The organism is Streptomyces bugieae (assembly GCF_036352915.1).
In the GTDB taxonomy this organism is placed as follows: Bacteria; Actinomycetota; Actinomycetes; order Streptomycetales; family Streptomycetaceae; genus Streptomyces; species Streptomyces endophytica.
Genome location: NZ_JAZBJP010000027.1, coordinates 14,968 through 32,742, shown reverse-complemented (window position 1 = coordinate 32,742; position 17,775 = coordinate 14,968). Strand labels below are relative to the sequence as shown.

Here is a 17,775-nt window from a genome sequence, read left to right as displayed (position 1 = left end):
GGCGTTTTGCTGCTCGCTCGGCTTTGTGGGGCGGCGCACGCTCTGGACGGGGTTGGCGGTCAGTCGAAGCCGAACTCCCTGCCGAGCGCGATGCATTCGAGCAGCGGTGCGTAGTCGGCGATGAGCGGTTGGCCGCCGTCGGCTCCGGGCCAGCCGGCTTCGTCTACAAGGTGCTGCCAGGAGGGGCGGCTTTCGGTGAGGACGAGGATTTCGGTGCGGTGGGGGGTGTTGTTTTCCGTCCGCCACAGGACGCGTTCGGTGACGGGTTGCACGGCGAGACCGGCAAGGATTGCCGCGTGCAGGCGGTGGGGACGAACGGGTCGTGGCCGGGGTTGGCCGGCGGGGATTGCCGGTCAGCGGGTTCTGCTGCTTGCCGGCCGGTGGGGACGGTGACCCACAGGTGCCGAACGGCTCGTCGGCCGAAGAGGGTGCCGGTCTTGAGGTCGTAGGTGTCGGGGACATCGACGGCAAGCTGGTCACCGGCGAGGTCCTCGACTGTGGCCTCCAAAGTCACCTCCGTCGTCCGCACTCGGTTGCGGCGGTGGGTGGATGCTTGCCACGGTACGGCCGTCAACGCACCCGGGAGTTCGGCGTCGGCCTGCAGTCCGAGGCTGACCGGTCCGGTGGGCGGGCAGGAGCGGCGACCGAGGCACAGCGGGTAGACGGGGTGGCGTACTGCGTGGTCCAGGCGCTCCAGGAGGGGTGCTGGGCCGCGCAGGGCTGCGACGAAGACGGCGTCAGCCCGGCGCCCATCGCTCGTCCGCCGTCGCCGTCGCCGTCGATGAGCCTGGGATGGCAGTGGGGCGGTCGCAGCCGTTGGCGCCGGTTTCGACCGCCCCACGGGGGTTTGCGGACATGCCCGGGTGGCCACAGGCGGCCGCCTGCACCGTCCACGGCTCGCCGGCGTCTGCCGAGGCGGCACGGTTCTCGGCGTGGCCCGGCACACTCAACGCGCCGGCCGGATGAGTCGGCCGGGCGCAGGGTGGTCCGTCAGCCCATGTCCGTCAGAAGGGCGTTGAGTTCCTTCTCCTGTTGCGCAGCCGGCATCGGCGGGTTCGAGTGGTCGATTCCGAAAGTCCCCAGCACCTTGTCCATCTGGGCGTCGATGGAGGTCCAGCCGGTGTTGTCCAGCGGCTGCAGCGATGCCTGGTCGGCATCCCACAGGTCACGCAGCGACTGGGCGGCCGCGTGTGCGCCCTTCGCGTTCCCCGAGCGTGCGTCCTTGAGCGAGGTGGAGGCGAGGTTCTTCAGCGCGGCGACCTTGGCGGGCGGGAACTTCTTCACCGCCACACCGGGAGCCATCTGGACGGCGGAGGTGTTGTCCTCCTCCGGCGCCGGACCGGTGTGCGGCTGACCGTGGGCCCAGACCAGCAGGCCCGTGGTCGCGACGGCCAGCAGGCCGAAGCCGGCCAGCCCGACGCGCTCCCTGCGCGGTCCGCCGCTGGCGTGTGCGGCGTGGGCGGCCTCGTAGGTCTCGGTCACGTCCGAGCGCGTCACCGTCAGGTAGACCACGGTCGCCAGGATCAGGCCGAGGAAGATCAGGCTGGTGGTGAAGGTTCCCAGGTCGAGGCCGGTCGGCTCGCCCGGCTGAGCGACCTTCGGGGAGGCGAGCCAGTCGCCGATGTTGGCGCCCAGCGGGCGGGTCAGGATGTAGGCGAGCCAGAAGGACAGCACCGGGTTCGCGCCGAACTTCCACAGCGCCGTGATCGCCGCGATGAGGCCGAGCGGCAGCAGCACCGAGGCGCCCGGGCTCCAGCCGGTGAGCTCGAGGGTCCAGTCGCCGGTCGCGGTGCCGAGCGCGAAGGTGACGAGAACGGCGAGCCAGTAGAACGACTCACGCGGCAGCGTGGTGACCGAGTGGATCGAGAGGGTGCGCTCGCGCAGCCACCACACGCCGAAGACCACCGCGAGCAGCACCGAGAACACCGCGGAGCTGATCCACAGCGGCACGTTGAGCTGGTCGGTGAGGATGTCGGTGTACAGGGTGCCCGTGACACTGACAACGACCACGGTCAGCCAGTAGGGGAACGGGACGTACCGCTTCAGCCGCAGCTGGACGGCAAGGACCACCACGAAGACCGCGGTGAAGATCCAGGCCGTGTTCACCAGGCCGACGCCCAGCTTCATGTTGATCCAGTCGGCGAAGCTCTCACCGACCGTCGTGCACAGGATCTTGATCACCCAGAACCAGATGGTGACCTCGGGCACCTTGTTGAGCATGAGGCGCCCGCTGCGCGTGCGTGCTTCCGTTGTCGTTGTCATGCAGGGAGGTTTGCGCGGGGAACCTGCAAGCAACCTGACTACGTGGCCGCGCGTGCGGCCGGGAGTGTCACCTCGACGTGGCCACGGCCGTCCGCGATCGCGCGGACCTCCACACCGGCCGAGGCGGCGACGCGCCTGACCACCGGCAGCCCCAGCCCGTACCCGGCGCCGCCGGTCACACCCGCTTCGAAGACCCGGTCGACCTCGTCGGGATCGAACCCTGGGCCGTCGTCCAGGACATCGACCACGATGGCCTCGCCCTGGTTGCGCGCGGTGATCCACACACGGGACTTCGCATGCCGCAGGCCGTTCTCCAGCAGGGGCGACAGCAGCGACACGGCGACATCGGGCGCCACAGCCACCTCGACCTTCGCCGGAAAGGCGACCTCGACCGCGCGGCTGCCGATCGCCCGCCGCGCGGCTGAGCGCAGATCGCACCGGGTCCCCTCGTCCGTCCGTGCGCGTGCGGCCCGCAGAATCGTCGTGATCGCCGCATCGAGGCGGTCGACCTCGCTCAGCACCGCCTCCGGCACCACCGGCTCGCCGGACAGCTGCGCCAGCTGCGCCTCGCCCCGCAGGACCGTGAGAGGTGTCCGTAGTTCGTGGGCGATCTCGTAGGTGAGCCGGCGCTCGTCCGCCAGCGCGTTGTCGACGCGCTCCAGAAGGCGGTCCAGGGTCTGTCCCAGCTCCCCGAACTCGTCGTGCGGGACTCCGAGGTTGAAGCGGCGCCCGGGTTCGTGATGACCCCAGTCGTCGGCGAGGGCGGCCATCTCGTGCACGACCCGCAGCGCGCGGTGCACCACGAGGTGCGCGACACCGCCCGCGAGGAGGATCGTGAGGCCGCCCAGGACCAGCGACAAGGTCAGGCTGCGCTGCTCGGATGTCTCGTAGGGCGTGAGGTCCACCCGGACGATCACCATGACGTGGTGGCCGTCGACCGGGACCTGCCGCGCGTACAGGAAGTAGTCGCCGACGGTCGCGGTCTGCGATCGCCCCGAGTCCGCCAGCTTCTCGACGCGCCCGACCACGCTCGCCGGTACGTTCCCGTCGATCAGACGGCCGTCGGCATACACCCAGGCAACCTCGTCCAGCGCCTCGCTGCTGTTCTCCGTCAGTACGACACGGCCGCCCACGGTGGTGACGTTCGCCGCTACCGCCTCGGCGCGGGTACGCGCCAGATCGTGCGCGTCGGCGTCCGTCACCTGGCTTAGCAGCACGTGCGAGACCACGACCAATATCGCCACCACGGCGGTGGCGATGACCACAGTGAGCGCGACGACCCGCTTACGGAAGCCCGTCACTGCCATCGGTAGCCCACCCCGCGGACGGTCGCCAGGCGCTCGGCCACACCCAGCGGACCGAGCTTGGTCCGCAGCCGGCGCACGAAGGAGTCGAGGGTGTTGTCGCTGACCTGGGCTCCGTGCGGCCAGCCAGCGGCGATGAGGGCGTGGCGGCGTACCGCATCGCCCTGCGAGGCGATCAGGCGGCCCAGCAGCCGGAACTCGGTCGGGGTCAGGCTCTCGCTCACCGAATCGCAGGTCACCACGTGCTTCGCCGGATCGAGGACGACCTCGCGCGGTGCGGGCGCCACGGTGGCCCGGCGCAGGAGGGCTCGGACCCGGACCAGCAGTTCCGGGATGTCGAAGGGTTTGGTCATGTAGTCGTCGGCGCCGGCCTCGAAACCGCCCACCTTGTGATGCAGGCCGTCCAACGCGGTGAGCATCAGCACCGGCACGTCGACACCGCGAGCCCTCAGGGCCAGGCAGACGTCGCGGCCGTCGGCATCCGGGAGCCCGAGATCCAGGACGACCAGATGGGGCGCCGGTGCAAGCTGCCGCAGCAGGCTGTCGGCCGTGGCGGCGACCGAGATGGTGTGGCCGTCGTGCTCCAGGGCGCGCTTGAGGACGCCGCGGACCGCCGCGTCGTCCTCGCACACCAAGATGAAAGCCACGAGCTGACCCTAGATACTCCCGTCCCAGTTCTCCATCTGCCCTGATCAGCCACCTGACGCTTGGCCGCAAGCGGCCGAGCCCGCAGCAGAGGGGGCTCGCGGGAGGACCACCATGGGCCACATGGACCTGTGCAGGAGTACATCAACGCCATCGCGTTCGCGTGATGATCGGCGATGTCCGGGGCAAGGGCCTGTCCGCCATCGGGGGGGGGGCCGCCGTCGTGCTGGGCGCCTTCCGCGAGGCTGCCCACCGGCACACCAGCCTGCCTGAGCTGGCCGCCGCCCTGGAACAGAGCGTCGCCCGCTACCTGGCCGACTTCGAGCCGGCCGAGGAGGCCGGGGAACGCTTCGCCACCACGCTATTGCTGGAGATCCCCGACGAGGACCACCTGACCCGGATGACCAGCTGCGGACACCCCGCGCCGGTGCTGCTCAGCCCCGGCGGCGACGTGACCATCTTGAGCCTGCACCCGGCACCGCCGCTCGGGGTCGGCGCACCCGGTCCGGTCGCCTACATCCTGGATGCGTTCTCCTTCGAGCCCGGTGACACCCTCCTGCTGTACACCGACGGCGTGATCGAGGCCCGCGACGCCACCGGTGGCTTCTACCCCTTTGCGGAACGGGCGGCTCAGTGGATCGAGGCGAGACCCGAGACGCTTCTGCATGACCGGCCGCTGGTGAGCCGCCCCGACCGGGGGTGCAACTGCCGGACCGGGCGCGTCCCAACGTCCGGCTACTCCGGTGTGGGTGGCACGACGCCGAGCTCCCCGCTCGGGAACTTCCGCTTCTTATTCATCGTCTACAGTGCCGTAGACCGTCTACATGGACGTAGTCGCTCGATGCCGTCCGTGCTCGGTGCTCCGCTTCCGTCGAGCGCGTGGCGCGGAACTCCTGGGTGCGAGGCACGGGCCTGTGAGGTGACCTACGTTGCATCCCACCACCATCTTGATCGTCGAGGATGACGAAGCTCTGCGGGACGTGCTGGTGCGCGGTCTGCGTGACGAGGGGTTCGGGACGGCGGCGGCCCCGGACGGTGCCACCGCCTGCGGCTCGTCGGGGAGTCGGTTGATGCGGTGGTACTGGACGTGGGGCTGCCCGATGCGGACGGACGGGATGTCTGCCAGGCGATGCGGGCGCAGGGGTTCCTCCGCCCGATCGTCTTCCTGACCGCGCACCACGGCCTCAGCGACCGCCTGAGCGGGTTTTCCGCAGGGGGTGACGACTACCTTTCCAAGCCGTTCCACCTCGCCGAGCTCACCGCTCGGCTGCGCGCCGCCCTCAAGCGGTCGGAGCCCGCCGCCGGCACCACCACCGCCATCGGCGACCTGGTCCTGGATCCTGTTCAGCACAGTCTGTGTGTACGGGGCGTCGAGGTCGCTCTGACACCCACCGAGTTCCGTCTGCTGACCGCGCTGATGGCCGGCCTGGAGTCGGTGGTCCGCAGACGGGAGCTCTTCAGAGCCGGCTGGCCGGAAGGCGCGCAGGTCAGCGACCATACGCTCGATCAGTATCTGAGCCGCCTGCGGCGCAAGATCCGGGAGGCGGGCAGTTCCCTGACGATCAGCACCGCCCGAGGGGTGGGGCACCGTCTGTCATGAAGTCCGCCGCGCCTCGCCTCTTCGGCCTTGCCTCCCGCTGCCGCCCCCGCACTTTGCGCGGCCGACTGTCCTTGGTGGCGCTCACCACCGCCGCGCTGGTGATGGTGATCCTCACGGTGGTGTTCAACGTGGTCGTCCGCCAGCACCTTCAGCAGCAGGCGGACGAGGAGCTGCGTACCCGGGCCACCGCGGTGGCCGCGACCGTCGACACCGGCCATGATCCGGTACGGGTCCTGGAGACGTCGGACGACGAGCTCCTCGACACCAACGTGTGGATCTACGCGGGCACCCGGCTCCTGGAGCACCCCGCCTCCGCACCGGCCGGAGCCGCGGTCAACCGACCAGGCCACCCAGTGGAGCGTGGTCGCCTCCGACCAGCGCTTCGGTGGTATGGGCCGCCCCGTCGAGCTCGCACGGCTGGGGTCCTCCTTGGACGAGCTCCTGGACCGCATCCGGGCGGTCCTGCGCCATGAACAACAGCTCACCCGGGAGCTATCCCACGAGCTGCGCAATCCCTTGGCGCGGATCACGGCGGAACTCGACTGGTGGCAGGTACGTCCCCGCTCCACCGCCGAGACCCGCGCCACTCATGCGTCCATCGCCGAGGCCGCCGAGTCGATGCGCACGATCTGCGACACCCTGCTCGACGATGCACGCGCCACCGCACAGACCGCTCCGGGTACGGCCGATGTCATGGCTGCGCTGCGGCGCCTTGCGGACCGCCTCGGCGCCACCGGGAAGCCCGCCGTCTCAGTCACCGGCCCGGACGCGCTGGTGGCCGGGGTACCCGCCACGCTGCTGGAACGCATCGTCAGCCCACTCGTCGACAACGCGCTGCGCTACGCCCGCACCGGCGTCGGCATCCGGGGCTCGCAGGAGCCGGCGGGGATACGTGTGGCGGTCGTCGACGACGGGCCCGGTGTCCCGGCCTCCTTCATCGCGGAGCTGTTCCAGCCTGGAAGGCGAGCCGACCCCGAGGACGGACACGGCGGAGCGGGCCTGGGGCTGCCGCTGGCGCGACGCCTGGCCCGCTCCGCCGGGGGTGAGGTGACCTACAACGCCGATCACGCACCCGGGGCGGGGTTCGTGGTCAGCTTGCCGGCCGGCTGACCGATCCTGTCCGCGGACCTCGGCGGTGTTCAGGAAACTCCGGTCAGGACCTCGTCCCGGGGGATGGCCTTCTTGCGCTCCTGCACGTGTGCGTGCCCCATGAGACCGATCAGGACAGCAAGGAGCACGGCCGACGAACCCGCCGTACCGAGGTCCAGGCCGCCCTTGGCGAGGGGCTTGGTGAGGAAGTCGCCGGCGGTGGCTCCGAGGGGGCGGGTGAGGACGAAGGCGACCCAGAACAGCAGCACGTTCGGCACGGCCGGCACCCGCATGAGGGCAACGAGTACGGCAAGCACGCCCGTGACGAGCAGCGCGCCGCCTGCGTAGCCAAGTCCGGAGCTGTCGGACAGGAAGTCACCCATCGACGTGCCGAGGGTGTTCGACACGAGGATCGCCGCCCAGAAGAGGGCCTCCGCGCGGAAGGTGACGATGTCGCGGATGGAGAACGTCAGCCCCGTGCACTTCCAGACGATGAAGATGGCGAGCAGCAGCGAGATCAGGATCGCGGCGCCGGCCGGGTACCCCAGGCCCAGACCCTGCGGCCCCCAGCCCAGCGAAGTCGCCCCGCCCGTCAGGTACTTGGCGCTCGCATCCCGGTTCATGAAGTCGGACATCGTGGTGCCGGCCATGCTCGTGGACAGGATGACGGTCCAGTAGAAGAACGGGTTGTAGCGACGGGACCGGAGCTGTACGACGAGGGTGACGACGAAGATCAGGAACAGGGCGACGGTGGTGAGGAAGTAGCCGAGCTTGAGGGTCTGGGCGAAGAGGTCACCGGCCGTCTCGCCGAGTGTCGTCGCCGCGATCTTCATGATCCAGAAGGCCAGGGTCACCTCCGGAAGCTTCTTCATCACGAACCTGTTGGTGCCGGCGACATCCAGGTCAGTCAGAACTTCTGGCTTTGCCAAGGTCAATCCTTCTCGTCGGCCGCGGTCCCGTTCTTCAAGGGGAGCGGTGTGCAGGGCGGAAGCGGACTGCGGCAGCACGCGGGCGCGAGGTGTCACCGCGCGACAGGTGAGGCCGCACGCCGCCCGACCCTCTCAGCCGCTTCCTGAACGCATCCTGAACACGCACCGATCACGCCCATAAAGCCGCCCCGGACGGAGGAACCGGCCCCTCTTACGGGGGGACCGGTACTTCTTCCCGGGGCAAAGCCGCTGGTCAAGCAGCCTGCGAAGTGAGCCGCTCCGGCTCGCTCACATCCCGCCGGGTCACCGTCAGGAACACCACCAGGCCGAGAATGACCGCCAGGAAGAGCACGCTGGTGATCACGGTACCCAGCCCGAGGCCGCCGTCGGCGGTGGGCTGGGAGAGGTAGTCGCCGATCGAAGCGCCCAGCGGGCGGGTCAGGATGTAGGCGATCCAGAAGCTCCACACCGCGTCCAGGCCGAGGGCGAAGTGCGTCACCGCGACCGCGGCGATGGCCAGGGCGAACAGCCCGGCGGAGATCCAGTAGCCGAGGTCCATCTGCTCGGCGACCAGGTCGCCGGCCGCGGTCCCCAGGGCGAAGGTGAACAGGACGGCGAGCCAGTAGTAGGTCTCGCGACGAGTGGTGTCGACGTGGTGGATGGACAGCGTCCGCTCGCTGCGGTACCAGGCGACGAACACCACCACGAGGGCGATCGCGAAGGCAATCGTGCTGGTCTGCAGCGGTACGCCCAGGTTGTCCGTGAGGTTGTCGCTGATCAGCGTGCCCACGACGCTGATCAGGGCCACGGCGAGCCAGTAGACACCGGGGCGGTAGGCGGTGGTACGGAACTGAACTACCAGTACCGCGATGAGCAGCACGCTCATCAGCAACGAGACACCGGTCAGGCCCAGACCCAGCTTCTCGTTCAGCAGGTCCGCCGCGGTCTCACCGACGGTGGTGCAAAGGACCTTGATCACCCAGAAGTACACGGTGACTTCGGGGACCTTGTTCCAGCGGAGACGACGACCGACGCCGGCAGGGGAAGAGCTGCCGGGTGGCTCATGGGCCTCGACGGCCCCGGGGATATCAGTAGTCATGGTGCCCGACCGTGCCATCCGCAACCTGAACGCATCCTGAGCACGTGCGCCGTCAGCCTCGGCGTCGGCCCGCACCATGCCTGACCCTCGCTGCCTCGAACACCGCCACCAGGTCGTACCGGACCGCACCCACGGCTAGCGTGAGGACGTGGCGCGGATTGTGATCGTCGAGGACGACGACGCCATCGGAGGCAGGCTCGCGGCGATGCTGCGCGCCCAGGGCCACGACTGCGAGTGGTGCCCTGATGGCGCGGCGGCGCTGGCCCGCGCCGGGCGCGGGCCGGCCGAGCTGGTGCTGCTCGACCTCGGTCTGCCGGACGCGGACGGATTCGAGCTGTGCCGGGGCCTGCGGGAGCGTCTGCCGGGTGCCGTCGTCGTCGTCCTGACGGCACGCACCGGCGAGATGGATGTGATCGAGGCTCTGGAGTCGGGTGCGGACGACTATCTGACCAAGCCGTTCCGGCTCGCCGAGCTGCAGGCGCGAATCGCGGCCCATCTGCGGCGTGCCGAACCGGGGAGGCAAGGCGGCACCGGCCGGATCCGGCACGGCACCTTGCTGATCGACCGCACGGCCCGGCGCTGCCTCAGCCCGGCGGGCGAGGTGGAGCTGCGACCCAAGGAGTTCGACCTGCTGGCCCGGCTGGCCGCGTCCGCCGGCCGTGCGGTGAGCCGGGAAGAGCTGATGAGCGACGTGTGGGACGAGAACTGGTTCGGTTCGACCAAGACGCTCGACGTCCATGTGGCAGTGCTGCGCCGCAAACTGGGTGAGCAGGTACGGATCACGACCCTGCGGCACTTCGGTTACCGGCTCGAACCACCCGGGGAGAACTGACCGTGCGCCGCCGCATCCTCCGGGCAGTCGTCGTCGCGGTGGTGTGTGCGGTGGTGCTGTTCTCGGTGCCACTGGCCGTGGCGACGCTGCGGCTGTACCGGCAGAACGAGATGAGCGAGCTGGAGCGGCTCGCCGACCGGGTGGCGGTGACCGTCCCCTCGGACGTGCACCATCCCCGTGACCCCATGGAGCTGCCACGCGTCGAGACCGATACCTGGGTCGGGGTGTACGACGACCGTGCGCGGCTGGTGATCGGAGCGGGACCGGCGCACGGGGACGGATCTGTCCGCGAGGCCCTGTCGGGTCGGGCAGCATCCCAGCAGCTGGGCGACCGCCTCGTGGCGGCGGTGCCGGTCGGCTCGGGCGAGCGGGTACGGGCGGTGGTGCAGGCGAGTGCGCCGGCCGACGGGCCGTTGCACCGGGCTTCGCTCACCTGGGCAGCCATGCTCGCGTTGGCAGCCGTCGCGGTCGGTGTGGGCACCGTGCTCGGGACACGGTCCAGCAGACGTCTCGCGCGCCCGTTGGAGGCGCTGGCGGAGACGGCCCGTCGACTGGAGACCGGCGACTTGTCGGCGCGGGCGGCCCGGTCCGGTCTCCCGGAGGCCGATGAGGTCGGAAGCGCGCTCAACCGCGCCGCCGAACGCATCGAGGAACTGCTGCGGCGCGAGCGGGCCTTCAGCGCAGACGCTTCTCACCAGCTGCGCACGGCACTGACGAGGGTGCGGCTGGAGCTGGAAGGCGCGGCGGCTGAGGAGGACGAGGGAGCGGGGGCGACGGCCCCGGGGCCGTCGGACGCCCGCGCGGAAAGGAACCCCCGGGCTGCGCTGCGTGCGGCCCTCGCCTCGCTCGATGCCATGGAGGACCTGGTGGGCGACCTTCTCGCGCTGGCGCGGGATCTCCCGGAGCATGGGCCGCTCGATGTGCAGGTGCTGCTCGCGGATGCCGAGCGGCGCTGGCACGGTGAGTTGGCGGCCGTGGGCCGGCCGTTGAGGATCCGCGTCGAGGACGATGTACCCGAAGCGGTCGGCTCGGCGCGTGCCGGGCGGCAGGTCCTGGACGTTCTTCTCGCCAATGCCCTCGCCCACGGCAGCGGCACCGTGACCGTCACGGTCCGGGACGCGGCCGGGGTCCTGGCCGTGGACGTGGAGGACGAGGGGCCCGGCCTGACCGAGGGGGCGGACGTCTTCGCCCGGCGGCGGGCCGGCGACGGCGGCCACGGCATCGGCCTGGCACTCGCCCGTTCGCTGGTGGATGCGGAAGGCGGGCGCCTCATGGTCTCCCGAAGAGCCCCGCACCCTCGCTTCACCTGGCTCGTCGCCGGGGCCCGGGAGGCCCCGGACACGTGACGCCCCGGCGGCTCACCCGCACTCCCTTCCGGCCGTGCGGCTCACAGCTCTCGCAGCTCCGTCAGCGGTGGCCGCCGGGCGTGCCGAACGGCCGCCCACGCCGCCAGAGCCAGGGCCGCCGCAACGGCCGCGGCGAGTGCACCGAGGTAGCCCCATGGCACGGCGAGGGATGCCGGTGGCGGGTCGAAGACTCCGGAGAGGACCTTGACCAGCACTTCGGACAGCGACCAACCGAGGAGGACGCCGCCGGCCGCGCCCGCCACCGCCACCAGGCCCGCCTCGCTCCACACGAACCCGGACAGCTGCCGTCGCCGGGCGCCCAGTACCGACGCCAGCGCCAGGGTGCGGCGCCGCTCGGTGAGGCCCAGGGCGAGCACCAGACCGCCCGCCGCCGCGCCGATCACCAGGGCGAAGCCCAACTCCACCCGGGTCAGCCCGCCGAGATCCACGGCGGTGAGACTGGATCCGGTGACGGTGCGGGCCGAGGGAAGGTCGGTGACCTGGGCGGTGGGTCCGAGCACCGACCGAGCCTGATGGGCCACCGCGCGCTGCCCGCTGCCGCCGGTGTCGACCAGCAGGGTGCCGACCGCGCCACTGCCGGTCGACCGGGCCACGTAGGAGGCGTTGGCTACCAGGAAGCTGTCCTTGGGAGCGGTCGGGAACTCCTTGACGACACCCACGAAGCGGAATGCCACGGAGCGCAGCCGGTGGGTGCGATTGTCCTGAAGGCGCAGCCGGAGCTGGTCGCCCGGGTAGAGCTGGAAGTCGTTGGCGGTCTCGGCACTGACCAGGAGCCCGTCCGGTTGTCGCTGGAGCCGGTCCATCAGCTGGCGCGCAGTCCCGCCGGAGAAGTACGCGTCCTGGAGCCGGCCTGCTCCGACGACGGTGGACGGCCGCACCCCGTACAGGTCCTGCAGGTCGGGTCCGACGTAGGCGAAGCGGTGCTGCAGAGGTTCCACGCTCCGCACGCCGGGCAGCGCCGCCACCCGGGCCACATCGGCCGCACCCCCGGTGGATCCGGGCGACTCGGTCACGGTGACGTCGGCACCGTTGGTGAGCACCGCGTCCACCCCGGCCTGCTGGCGGTAGGTGGAGTTGAACACGGCGGTCGAGGCGGCGAAGGCGATGGCCAGCGCGAGCAGCACCACGGCCCGCAGCACGGTGCCCCGCTGCCGGGACAGGCTGGCCGCGACAGTGCCGGAAAGGGGCCCCGTAGCCGGACGCAGCAGCCGGGCCAGCACCGGCCGCCCGCGCCGGAGCGCGACATCCATCAGCAGCCAGGCCAGCAGCGCCCCACCGGTCCACAGCAACGCCGGGCCGGCGAACGCCCAGTAGTCCACCGACAGGGTGGGCGTGCCCTCGGGAGCGAGGACCAAGGCGTAGTTGGTGCGACTGGTGATCCGGAAGACCACCAGCGCTCCCGCCAGCAGACCGAAGGCCAGCACCCACCACGCGGTGCGCGCCACCCGTCGTCGCTCCACCGCTGCCCGTCCGGCCACGACGGTGACAGCCTTGATGTCGCGGCGTGCGGGCAGCAGCACGGTCCCGCCGGCGATCAGCACGCCGACGGCGAGCGCGGCCAGCGCCCACCCGGCGCTGAAGGTCCCGGCCCTACCGAATGCCGTGCGCCCCAGCAGCGCCGCCGCTCCCAGCCCCACGGCAGCGCCGACGACGGCCACCACCCCGGCCTCCACGGCCGCGAGCGTCAGCAACTGCCCCGTGGCGGCGCCACGCGTCCGGAGCAGGGACTGTTCCCTGCGCCGCCGCGCGGCACCCACGCCGGCCACCGCCGCGGTCAGTCCCCCAGCCAGCACCGCGCCGGGGACGCCGAGGAACAGGAACAGCATCTGTGCGTAGAGGGCGTCGGACCGCGCCGCGTCCAGCACCGCACCCAGGTTGTCCCCCACCACACCGGCACCGGCCAGTCTCAGGTCCAGATGGTGGGCGCTTCCGGTCACCGCGGTGTAGGCGACGGCCGGATCGGGCGGCAGGGCGTGGCTGCGCCGTGCGTGGATCTGGTCGTGGACCAGGCCGGGACGGGTCCTGGCCAGCGCGTCGAAGGCCGCGTGCCAGCGTGACGGCGGGAGCAGCACGACATTGTCCGGGGGCGCCGTCGGCTGCGACTGCGCAGGCGCACCGACCTTCTGGAACAGCGAATCGGCATGCGGAAGATCGACCACACCGTCCACCCGCACCGTGACCGGCGGCAGCCCCGCCCGCCCCACGGCAACCTTGGTGCCCGGGGCCGCGTGCAGGTTCGCGGCGGTCTGCTGGGCGAGCAACACTCCGTCCCCGCGCCCGGCCAGTACCCGTATCTCGCCCGGGAACGTCGCGCGGTAGCCGGCCGGCACGCCCAGTACGGCGCCGGGCCCGGTGGTCTGGGAGGTTCCGCCCGCGGTGGCGCTCAGACCGCTGGTCGCCGCGTATCCGACCGGGAGGGCCGCTCGGGTTCCCGAAGTGTGCCGCACAGTGGTCAGCACCTGCCGGACGTCGGCGCCGCCGGCCGCCTGCACCTGCCAGTCCACCACGACCCCGCGCACGGACTGCGCCGTCATCGTCGCGCGGGTGGCTCCGAGGAAGCCGCCGAGCGCGGCCAGCAGGGCCACCGCCGTGGCCACCCCGGCCGCCACCCCGAGCAGCCGTCCGCCGCGTCGCCGCAGCAAGCCGGCCAGCCAGATCCTGATCATGGCCGTACTTCCCTTCGCCCCGCTCCCGGGTCCGTCGCCGGCTGGATCAGGCGGCCGTCGGCCATGTACCACTGGACGTCCAGCTCCCGGGCGACCCGCGGATCGTGCGTGGTCACCAGTACCGCCGCGCTCAGCTCGTCGGCCGTGCCCAGCAGCACGGACAGCACCTGACGGCCGGTCTCGCGGTCCAACTGCCCGGTCGGCTCGTCGGCCAGGACCAGCCGGGGCCGGCGTGCCAGCACCCTGGCCACGGCGACGCGCTGGGCCTGCCCCGCAGACAGTTCGTCCGGCAGCCGTCCCGCCAGCTCTTCCAGCCCGAGGCTCACCAGTGCCGCCCGCGCCCGGGAGCCCGCTTCGTCCTCCGCCACGCCGTCAATCCGCATCGGCAGCGCGACGTTCTCGACGGCGGTGAGCGGAGGCAGCAGGCTCGGGCCCTGGAAGACGATGCCGATGTGCCGGGCGAGACCGACGGCATCCTCGTCCCCGAGGCCGGGGTGGCTCACCCGGCCCGCCGTCGGACGGTCCAGCCCCGCCATCAGGTGCAGCAGCGTGGACTTGCCCGACCCGGACGGCCCCACCACCGCGATCCGCGCACCGGGCGGAACCTCGCAGCTCAGGCCGTGCACGGCGACGACGGCACCCACCCCGCTGCCATAGGTCCGGGCCGCGTTCTCGCAGCGGACCAACGGCGTGCCGGTCTCCCGCACGTCCGTGCCGGCCACGCTGTCCGGTGCGTGCATCAGGCCCACCTCCCGTCCCTCAGCCGCAGCACCCGGCCCGCAGCGCCCGCCACCGCACGGCTGTGGGTGACCACGACCACCGCGGTTCCGCCGGCAGCGTGCTCGCGCAGCAGGTCCAGCAGCCGCCGTTCGGTCTCCGCATCCACCTCCCCGGTCGGCTCGTCGGCCAGCAGCACGTCCGGTGCGTTCGCCAGGGCGACGGCCAGGCCCGCGCGGGCCGCCTCCCCTCCGGACAGCTCACCCGGCAGAGCCCCGGCGCGCCCGCCGATGCCCACTCGGTCCAGGAGCTCCTGGGCCGGCGCGCGGCTCCGGGAGGGTGCCAGTTGCTGCACCAGCGCCACGTTGTCCCGCACACTGAGGTGGTCCAGCAGATTGCCCGACTGGAACAGCACCCCGATGTGCCGAGCCCGTATGCGGCCCCGCTCGCGTTCGGGCCGGTGGCTGAGCCGTTCGCCGGCGATCCGCACCGTGCCGCCGTCCGGCTCGTCAAGTCCCGCCAGGCAGTTGAGCAGAGTGGTCTTCCCCGATCCGGAAGGCCCGGTCACCGCTACCGTTTCGCCGCGCCCGACCTCCAGTCCGACGCCCTGAAGCGCGAACGTTTCCTCCTCGCCGGCCCGGAAGAACCGGTACAGGGAGCGGGCGCTGAGAACGGGCGCGGCCATCAGGACCACCGGAACGAGCCCGTGACGGTCCGCCAGGGATCGACGTTGTCGGATCCCACAGCACCGGACAGTGTCAGCACGGCTTCACCCTTGCCCGGCTTGTAGAAGACATACCGCTGGACGTCCAGGCGTACGCGCTTGCCCGTCACCTGGTTGGGAGCTGAGTCGACGCGGTACTCGGCCAGCACTGCCCGGCCTCCCTTGCGCTGGACGTCGGCTACCTTGACGAGTGAGAAGTGGGTGCTCGCAGCCTGGATCGCCGGAATGTCCTTGGCACGTACGGAGTTGGTCGTGGGGGCCGTCGAAGCGTGGATGCGTTCCACCCGCACGCTGTTGAACTTGTCGGTGAACACGGTCACTTGCCCGTGAGTGGTCCGCGCCCAGCCCTCCGGTACCTTCATCGTGAGCCCGCCACCCGGCGGCGACCACGGCACGAACACCTGGGTGTCGGGGATGTCCCCGGGCGGGTTCGTGTCGGCCGGCGCCGGCGTCGTGGCAGACGGCGCCGAAACGCCGTGCGGGTGCCGTGGCGGCGCGGCTGCCGAGGGCGAACAGGCTTCTGCTCCGGCACCGGCTCCGGTGACGAGCACCAAGCCGGCGGCAGCAGCAGCGAAGGGACGACGCATGGTGACACCTCCCAGCGAGGGCGGCAGCACCCGTACCGCTGCCGCGATCTTCTGCCTCTGCCTCGACGCTAGGCTCCGAGCGGCCAGGGCCCGCCCTGCGCGGGGTTAGCGCAGGGTTAACAGTGCTCACCGGATCTGGCCGAGCGAGGCCGTCGCCGGCCGGCTGGCCGCTGGCTGCCGCCGGAAATGCGACATGGCCCGAGCAGTGCACCCCGTCCTCTCCGTACCCGTCCTGCTCTCCACCGGAAGTGATCTACCTCTCCCCTTTTCCTGCACTACAACATGTAGGGTTCAGAGACCCTACGGGACGTAGGGTTGGACGTGGGAGGTGTTTTTGGTGGACGAGGCGACTGCCGTCTTCATACCCGCCCAGGCGGAAGTGGAGGAAGTGTGGCCGCGCGACGGCCAGGTCTTGATCCGCGGAAGGGTGGCAGGCGGACCTTCGGGGGAGGACGGGAAACTGGTCGTCCGCTCCCGGGAATCCACAGGCAACGAATTGCGTCTGCCGACCGCCAGCGGAGGCAGCCGTTTCGAGGCGTCCATCGGCCTCGACGAGTTGGCCGCAGCCTGCTCCGGAGCCGAGCAGACCTGGGATCTGCATCTGAAGCTTCCCGGCCGGGCCGACATGCTGCGGCTGGGGCGCCACCTGGACGACATCGTGGGGAAGAAGAAGATCTTCACCTACCCGGCCCAGGCAGTGGCGGGCCTGTGGATCGAGCCGTATTACACGGTAAAGGACAACCTGTCGATCGTCTGCAGTCGGGAGGCACCATGAAGATCCGCTTCCTGCTGCTCAACGCCTACACCGTCGGCGGCACTGTACGGACGGTGATCAGCCAGGCGAACGCCCTGGCCGCGGCCGGCCATGAGGTGGAAGTCGTCAGCGTGTGGCGACGCCGGGAGACTCCCGCCTTCGCCCTCGACAGCCGCGTGCACCTGCGCCCGCTGCTCGACGTATCCACTGGCGCGCCCAGCTGGCGCCGCCGCTGGGAGTCACTGGCCATGCGGGGGCCAAGTCGCCTGGTACCGAAGGCGGAAGTGCGCTACCACCGGTTCAACCGGCTCACGGACCGCCGCATCGTGCGCTATCTCCAGTCATTGGAAGACGGGATAGTCGTCGGGACCCGGCCGGCCTTGAATCTGCTGATCGCGCAGTATGCGCCGGAGAGCGTGGCGAGGGTGGGGCAGGAACATCTGCACTACGCGCACCACAAGCCCGAGCTCGCCGACGCCATCCGGGGGTCCTACCCCCAGCTGGACGCGATCACGGTGCTCACCGATGCCGATGAGCGCGCCTACCGTTCCGCGCTGACCGTGTCCGATGTGCGGATCGCGCGCATACCCAATCCGCTCCACGACACCACGGTCCAGCGTTCGACCCTGCGTCGGCCGCTGGTGGTCGCGGCCGGGCGGCTGGTCAAGTCCAAGGGCTTCGACCAAATGATCATTGCCTTCGACGAGGTCGCCCGCAAGCACCCCGACTGGCAGCTGCGGATCTTCGGCTCGGGGCCGGAGAAGCGGCGACTGCGCGACCTCATACACGCCCGCCACCTGTACAACCACGTCTACTTGATGGGCACCACATCGCGTCTGGACGAGGAACTCGCCAAGGCCTCGCTGTTCGTCCTGAGCTCCCGGCACGAAGGCTTCGGAATGGTCCTCGCCGAGGCGATGCGCCACGGCGTGCCGGTGATCAGCTATGACTGCCCGCAGGGTCCCAGGGAGATCATCACCGACGGCGAGGACGGCCTGCTCGTCGCCCCGGACGACACCGGCGGCCTCGCTGCCGCCATGACCCGGTTGATCGAGGACGAGCAGCTGCGCGGGAAAATGGGCGAACGGGCCGCGGTCTCCGCTCGCCGCTACGACATGGACCTTCTCCGACCTCGATGGGAGCGGCTCTTCGCCGACCTGCTCGACGCCAAGCACGGTTCCGAACTGCTCGTCTCCTGAG

The 17,775-nt window shown here is 70.9% G+C and carries 15 protein-coding genes and 3 pseudogenes; 7 read left to right on the top strand and 11 right to left on the bottom strand.

The annotated features are described in order from the left end of the window. Positions 1-59 precede the first annotated feature (59 nt). The 5 genes and pseudogenes from V2J85_RS30000 to V2J85_RS29980 all read right to left on the bottom strand — a co-directional run bounded on the left by V2J85_RS30000 (position 60) and on the right by V2J85_RS29980 (position 4,213). On the bottom strand, positions 60-272 hold the full coding sequence (locus tag V2J85_RS30000) for a type I-E CRISPR-associated protein Cas6/Cse3/CasE (protein WP_261953971.1): 213 nt from the start codon (positions 270-272) through the stop codon (positions 60-62). Positions 273-463: 191 nt separating this feature from the next. Beyond that, positions 464-841 (bottom strand): annotated as a pseudogene (locus V2J85_RS29995) (type I-E CRISPR-associated protein Cas5/CasD); the annotation flags it as partial. A 149-nt stretch (positions 842-990) separates the two neighbouring features. Continuing rightward, the gene (locus tag V2J85_RS29990; protein ID WP_330823311.1) at positions 991-2,262 is read right to left on the bottom strand and encodes a COG4705 family protein; all 1,272 of its coding nucleotides are present in this window, start codon (positions 2,260-2,262) and stop codon (positions 991-993) included. A 38-nt stretch (positions 2,263-2,300) separates the two neighbouring features. After that, entirely contained in the window at positions 2,301-3,569 is a 1,269-nt protein-coding gene (locus tag V2J85_RS29985; protein WP_330823310.1) for a sensor histidine kinase, read from the bottom strand. Next, positions 3,560-4,213, bottom strand: a complete 654-nt coding sequence (locus V2J85_RS29980; RefSeq protein ID WP_261953967.1) for a response regulator transcription factor — start codon at positions 4,211-4,213, stop codon at positions 3,560-3,562. The genes V2J85_RS29985 and V2J85_RS29980 overlap by 10 nt, the downstream gene beginning before the upstream one ends. Before the next feature lie 164 nt (positions 4,214-4,377). Between V2J85_RS29980 and V2J85_RS29975 the strand changes: the two genes are divergently transcribed. The 3 genes and pseudogenes from V2J85_RS29975 to V2J85_RS29965 all read left to right on the top strand — a co-directional run bounded on the left by V2J85_RS29975 (position 4,378) and on the right by V2J85_RS29965 (position 6,921). Next, positions 4,378-5,175, top strand: a complete 798-nt coding sequence (locus V2J85_RS29975) for a PP2C family protein-serine/threonine phosphatase (protein ID WP_330823309.1) — start codon at positions 4,378-4,380, stop codon at positions 5,173-5,175. After that, positions 5,141-5,811: pseudogene (locus tag V2J85_RS29970) on the top strand (response regulator transcription factor). The gene V2J85_RS29975 and the pseudogene V2J85_RS29970 overlap by 35 nt, the downstream one beginning before the upstream one ends. Then, positions 5,808-6,921: pseudogene (locus tag V2J85_RS29965) on the top strand (sensor histidine kinase). Before V2J85_RS29970 ends, V2J85_RS29965 begins: the two co-directional pseudogenes overlap by 4 nt. Positions 6,922-6,950: 29 nt before the next feature. On the opposite strand, the gene V2J85_RS29960 reads toward V2J85_RS29965, so the two are convergent. Both V2J85_RS29960 and V2J85_RS29955 read right to left on the bottom strand, forming a co-directional pair. Then, entirely contained in the window at positions 6,951-7,829 is an 879-nt protein-coding gene (locus V2J85_RS29960; protein ID WP_330823308.1) for a COG4705 family protein, read from the bottom strand. Between the two features lie 253 nt (positions 7,830-8,082). Further along, entirely contained in the window at positions 8,083-8,928 is an 846-nt protein-coding gene (locus tag V2J85_RS29955; RefSeq protein ID WP_330823306.1) for a COG4705 family protein, read from the bottom strand. A gap of 148 nt (positions 8,929-9,076) precedes the next feature. On the opposite strand from V2J85_RS29955, the gene V2J85_RS29950 reads away from it, so the two are divergent. Both V2J85_RS29950 and V2J85_RS29945 read left to right on the top strand, forming a co-directional pair. After that, positions 9,077-9,760: a response regulator transcription factor gene (locus V2J85_RS29950; RefSeq protein WP_330823305.1), complete on the top strand. Its 684-nt coding sequence runs from the start codon at positions 9,077-9,079 to the stop codon at positions 9,758-9,760. Between the two features lie 2 nt (positions 9,761-9,762). After that, complete coding sequence (locus V2J85_RS29945; RefSeq protein ID WP_330823304.1) at positions 9,763-11,106, top strand: HAMP domain-containing sensor histidine kinase; 1,344 nt, start codon at positions 9,763-9,765, stop codon at positions 11,104-11,106. A 41-nt stretch (positions 11,107-11,147) separates the two neighbouring features. Here the strand turns inward: V2J85_RS29945 and V2J85_RS29940 are convergent, their stop codons facing one another. The 4 genes from V2J85_RS29940 to V2J85_RS29925 are packed head-to-tail and all read right to left on the bottom strand — an operon-like array spanning position 11,148 to position 15,821. Beyond that, entirely contained in the window at positions 11,148-13,793 is a 2,646-nt protein-coding gene (locus V2J85_RS29940) for an FtsX-like permease family protein (protein ID WP_330823303.1), read from the bottom strand. Further along, positions 13,790-14,533, bottom strand: coding sequence for an ABC transporter ATP-binding protein (locus tag V2J85_RS29935; RefSeq protein ID WP_330823301.1), 744 nt, complete (start codon positions 14,531-14,533; stop codon positions 13,790-13,792). The genes V2J85_RS29940 and V2J85_RS29935 overlap by 4 nt, the downstream gene beginning before the upstream one ends. After that, a complete protein-coding gene (locus tag V2J85_RS29930; protein WP_330823299.1) occupies positions 14,533-15,195 on the bottom strand; it encodes an ABC transporter ATP-binding protein in 663 nt (220 codons plus the stop codon). The genes V2J85_RS29935 and V2J85_RS29930 overlap by 1 nt, the downstream gene beginning before the upstream one ends. Then, complete coding sequence (locus tag V2J85_RS29925) at positions 15,195-15,821, bottom strand: hypothetical protein (RefSeq protein WP_330823298.1); 627 nt, start codon at positions 15,819-15,821, stop codon at positions 15,195-15,197. The genes V2J85_RS29930 and V2J85_RS29925 overlap by 1 nt, the downstream gene beginning before the upstream one ends. Before the next feature lie 337 nt (positions 15,822-16,158). Here V2J85_RS29925 and V2J85_RS29920 point away from each other — a divergent pair, with 337 nt between their 5' ends. Both V2J85_RS29920 and V2J85_RS29915 read left to right on the top strand, forming a co-directional pair. Beyond that, the gene (locus tag V2J85_RS29920) at positions 16,159-16,596 is read left to right on the top strand and encodes a hypothetical protein (RefSeq protein ID WP_330823297.1); all 438 of its coding nucleotides are present in this window, start codon (positions 16,159-16,161) and stop codon (positions 16,594-16,596) included. Continuing rightward, positions 16,593-17,774, top strand: coding sequence for a glycosyltransferase family 4 protein (locus tag V2J85_RS29915; protein WP_330823295.1), 1,182 nt, complete (start codon positions 16,593-16,595; stop codon positions 17,772-17,774). Before V2J85_RS29920 ends, V2J85_RS29915 begins: the two co-directional genes overlap by 4 nt. The last annotated feature ends 1 nt before the right edge of the window (position 17,775 follow it).

What these genes read in the sequence shown, in the direction of transcription:
- V2J85_RS29990 (WP_330823311.1), bottom strand. Translation starts at nt 2,262, where the DNA reads ATGACAACGACAACGGAAGCACGCACGCGCAGCGGGCGCCTCATGCTC.
- V2J85_RS29985 (WP_330823310.1), bottom strand. Translation starts at nt 3,569, where the DNA reads ATGGCAGTGACGGGCTTCCGTAAGCGGGTCGTCGCGCTCACTGTGGTC.
- V2J85_RS29975 (WP_330823309.1), top strand. Translation starts at nt 4,378, where the DNA reads ATGATCGGCGATGTCCGGGGCAAGGGCCTGTCCGCCATCGGGGGGGGG.
- V2J85_RS29955 (WP_330823306.1), bottom strand. Translation starts at nt 8,928, where the DNA reads ATGACTACTGATATCCCCGGGGCCGTCGAGGCCCATGAGCCACCCGGC.
- V2J85_RS29940 (WP_330823303.1), bottom strand. Translation starts at nt 13,793, where the DNA reads ATGATCAGGATCTGGCTGGCCGGCTTGCTGCGGCGACGCGGCGGACGG.
- V2J85_RS29935 (WP_330823301.1), bottom strand. Translation starts at nt 14,533, where the DNA reads ATGCACGCACCGGACAGCGTGGCCGGCACGGACGTGCGGGAGACCGGC.
- V2J85_RS29930 (WP_330823299.1), bottom strand. Translation starts at nt 15,195, where the DNA reads ATGGCCGCGCCCGTTCTCAGCGCCCGCTCCCTGTACCGGTTCTTCCGG.
- V2J85_RS29925 (WP_330823298.1), bottom strand. Translation starts at nt 15,821, where the DNA reads ATGCGTCGTCCCTTCGCTGCTGCTGCCGCCGGCTTGGTGCTCGTCACC.
- V2J85_RS29915 (WP_330823295.1), top strand. Translation starts at nt 16,593, where the DNA reads ATGAAGATCCGCTTCCTGCTGCTCAACGCCTACACCGTCGGCGGCACT.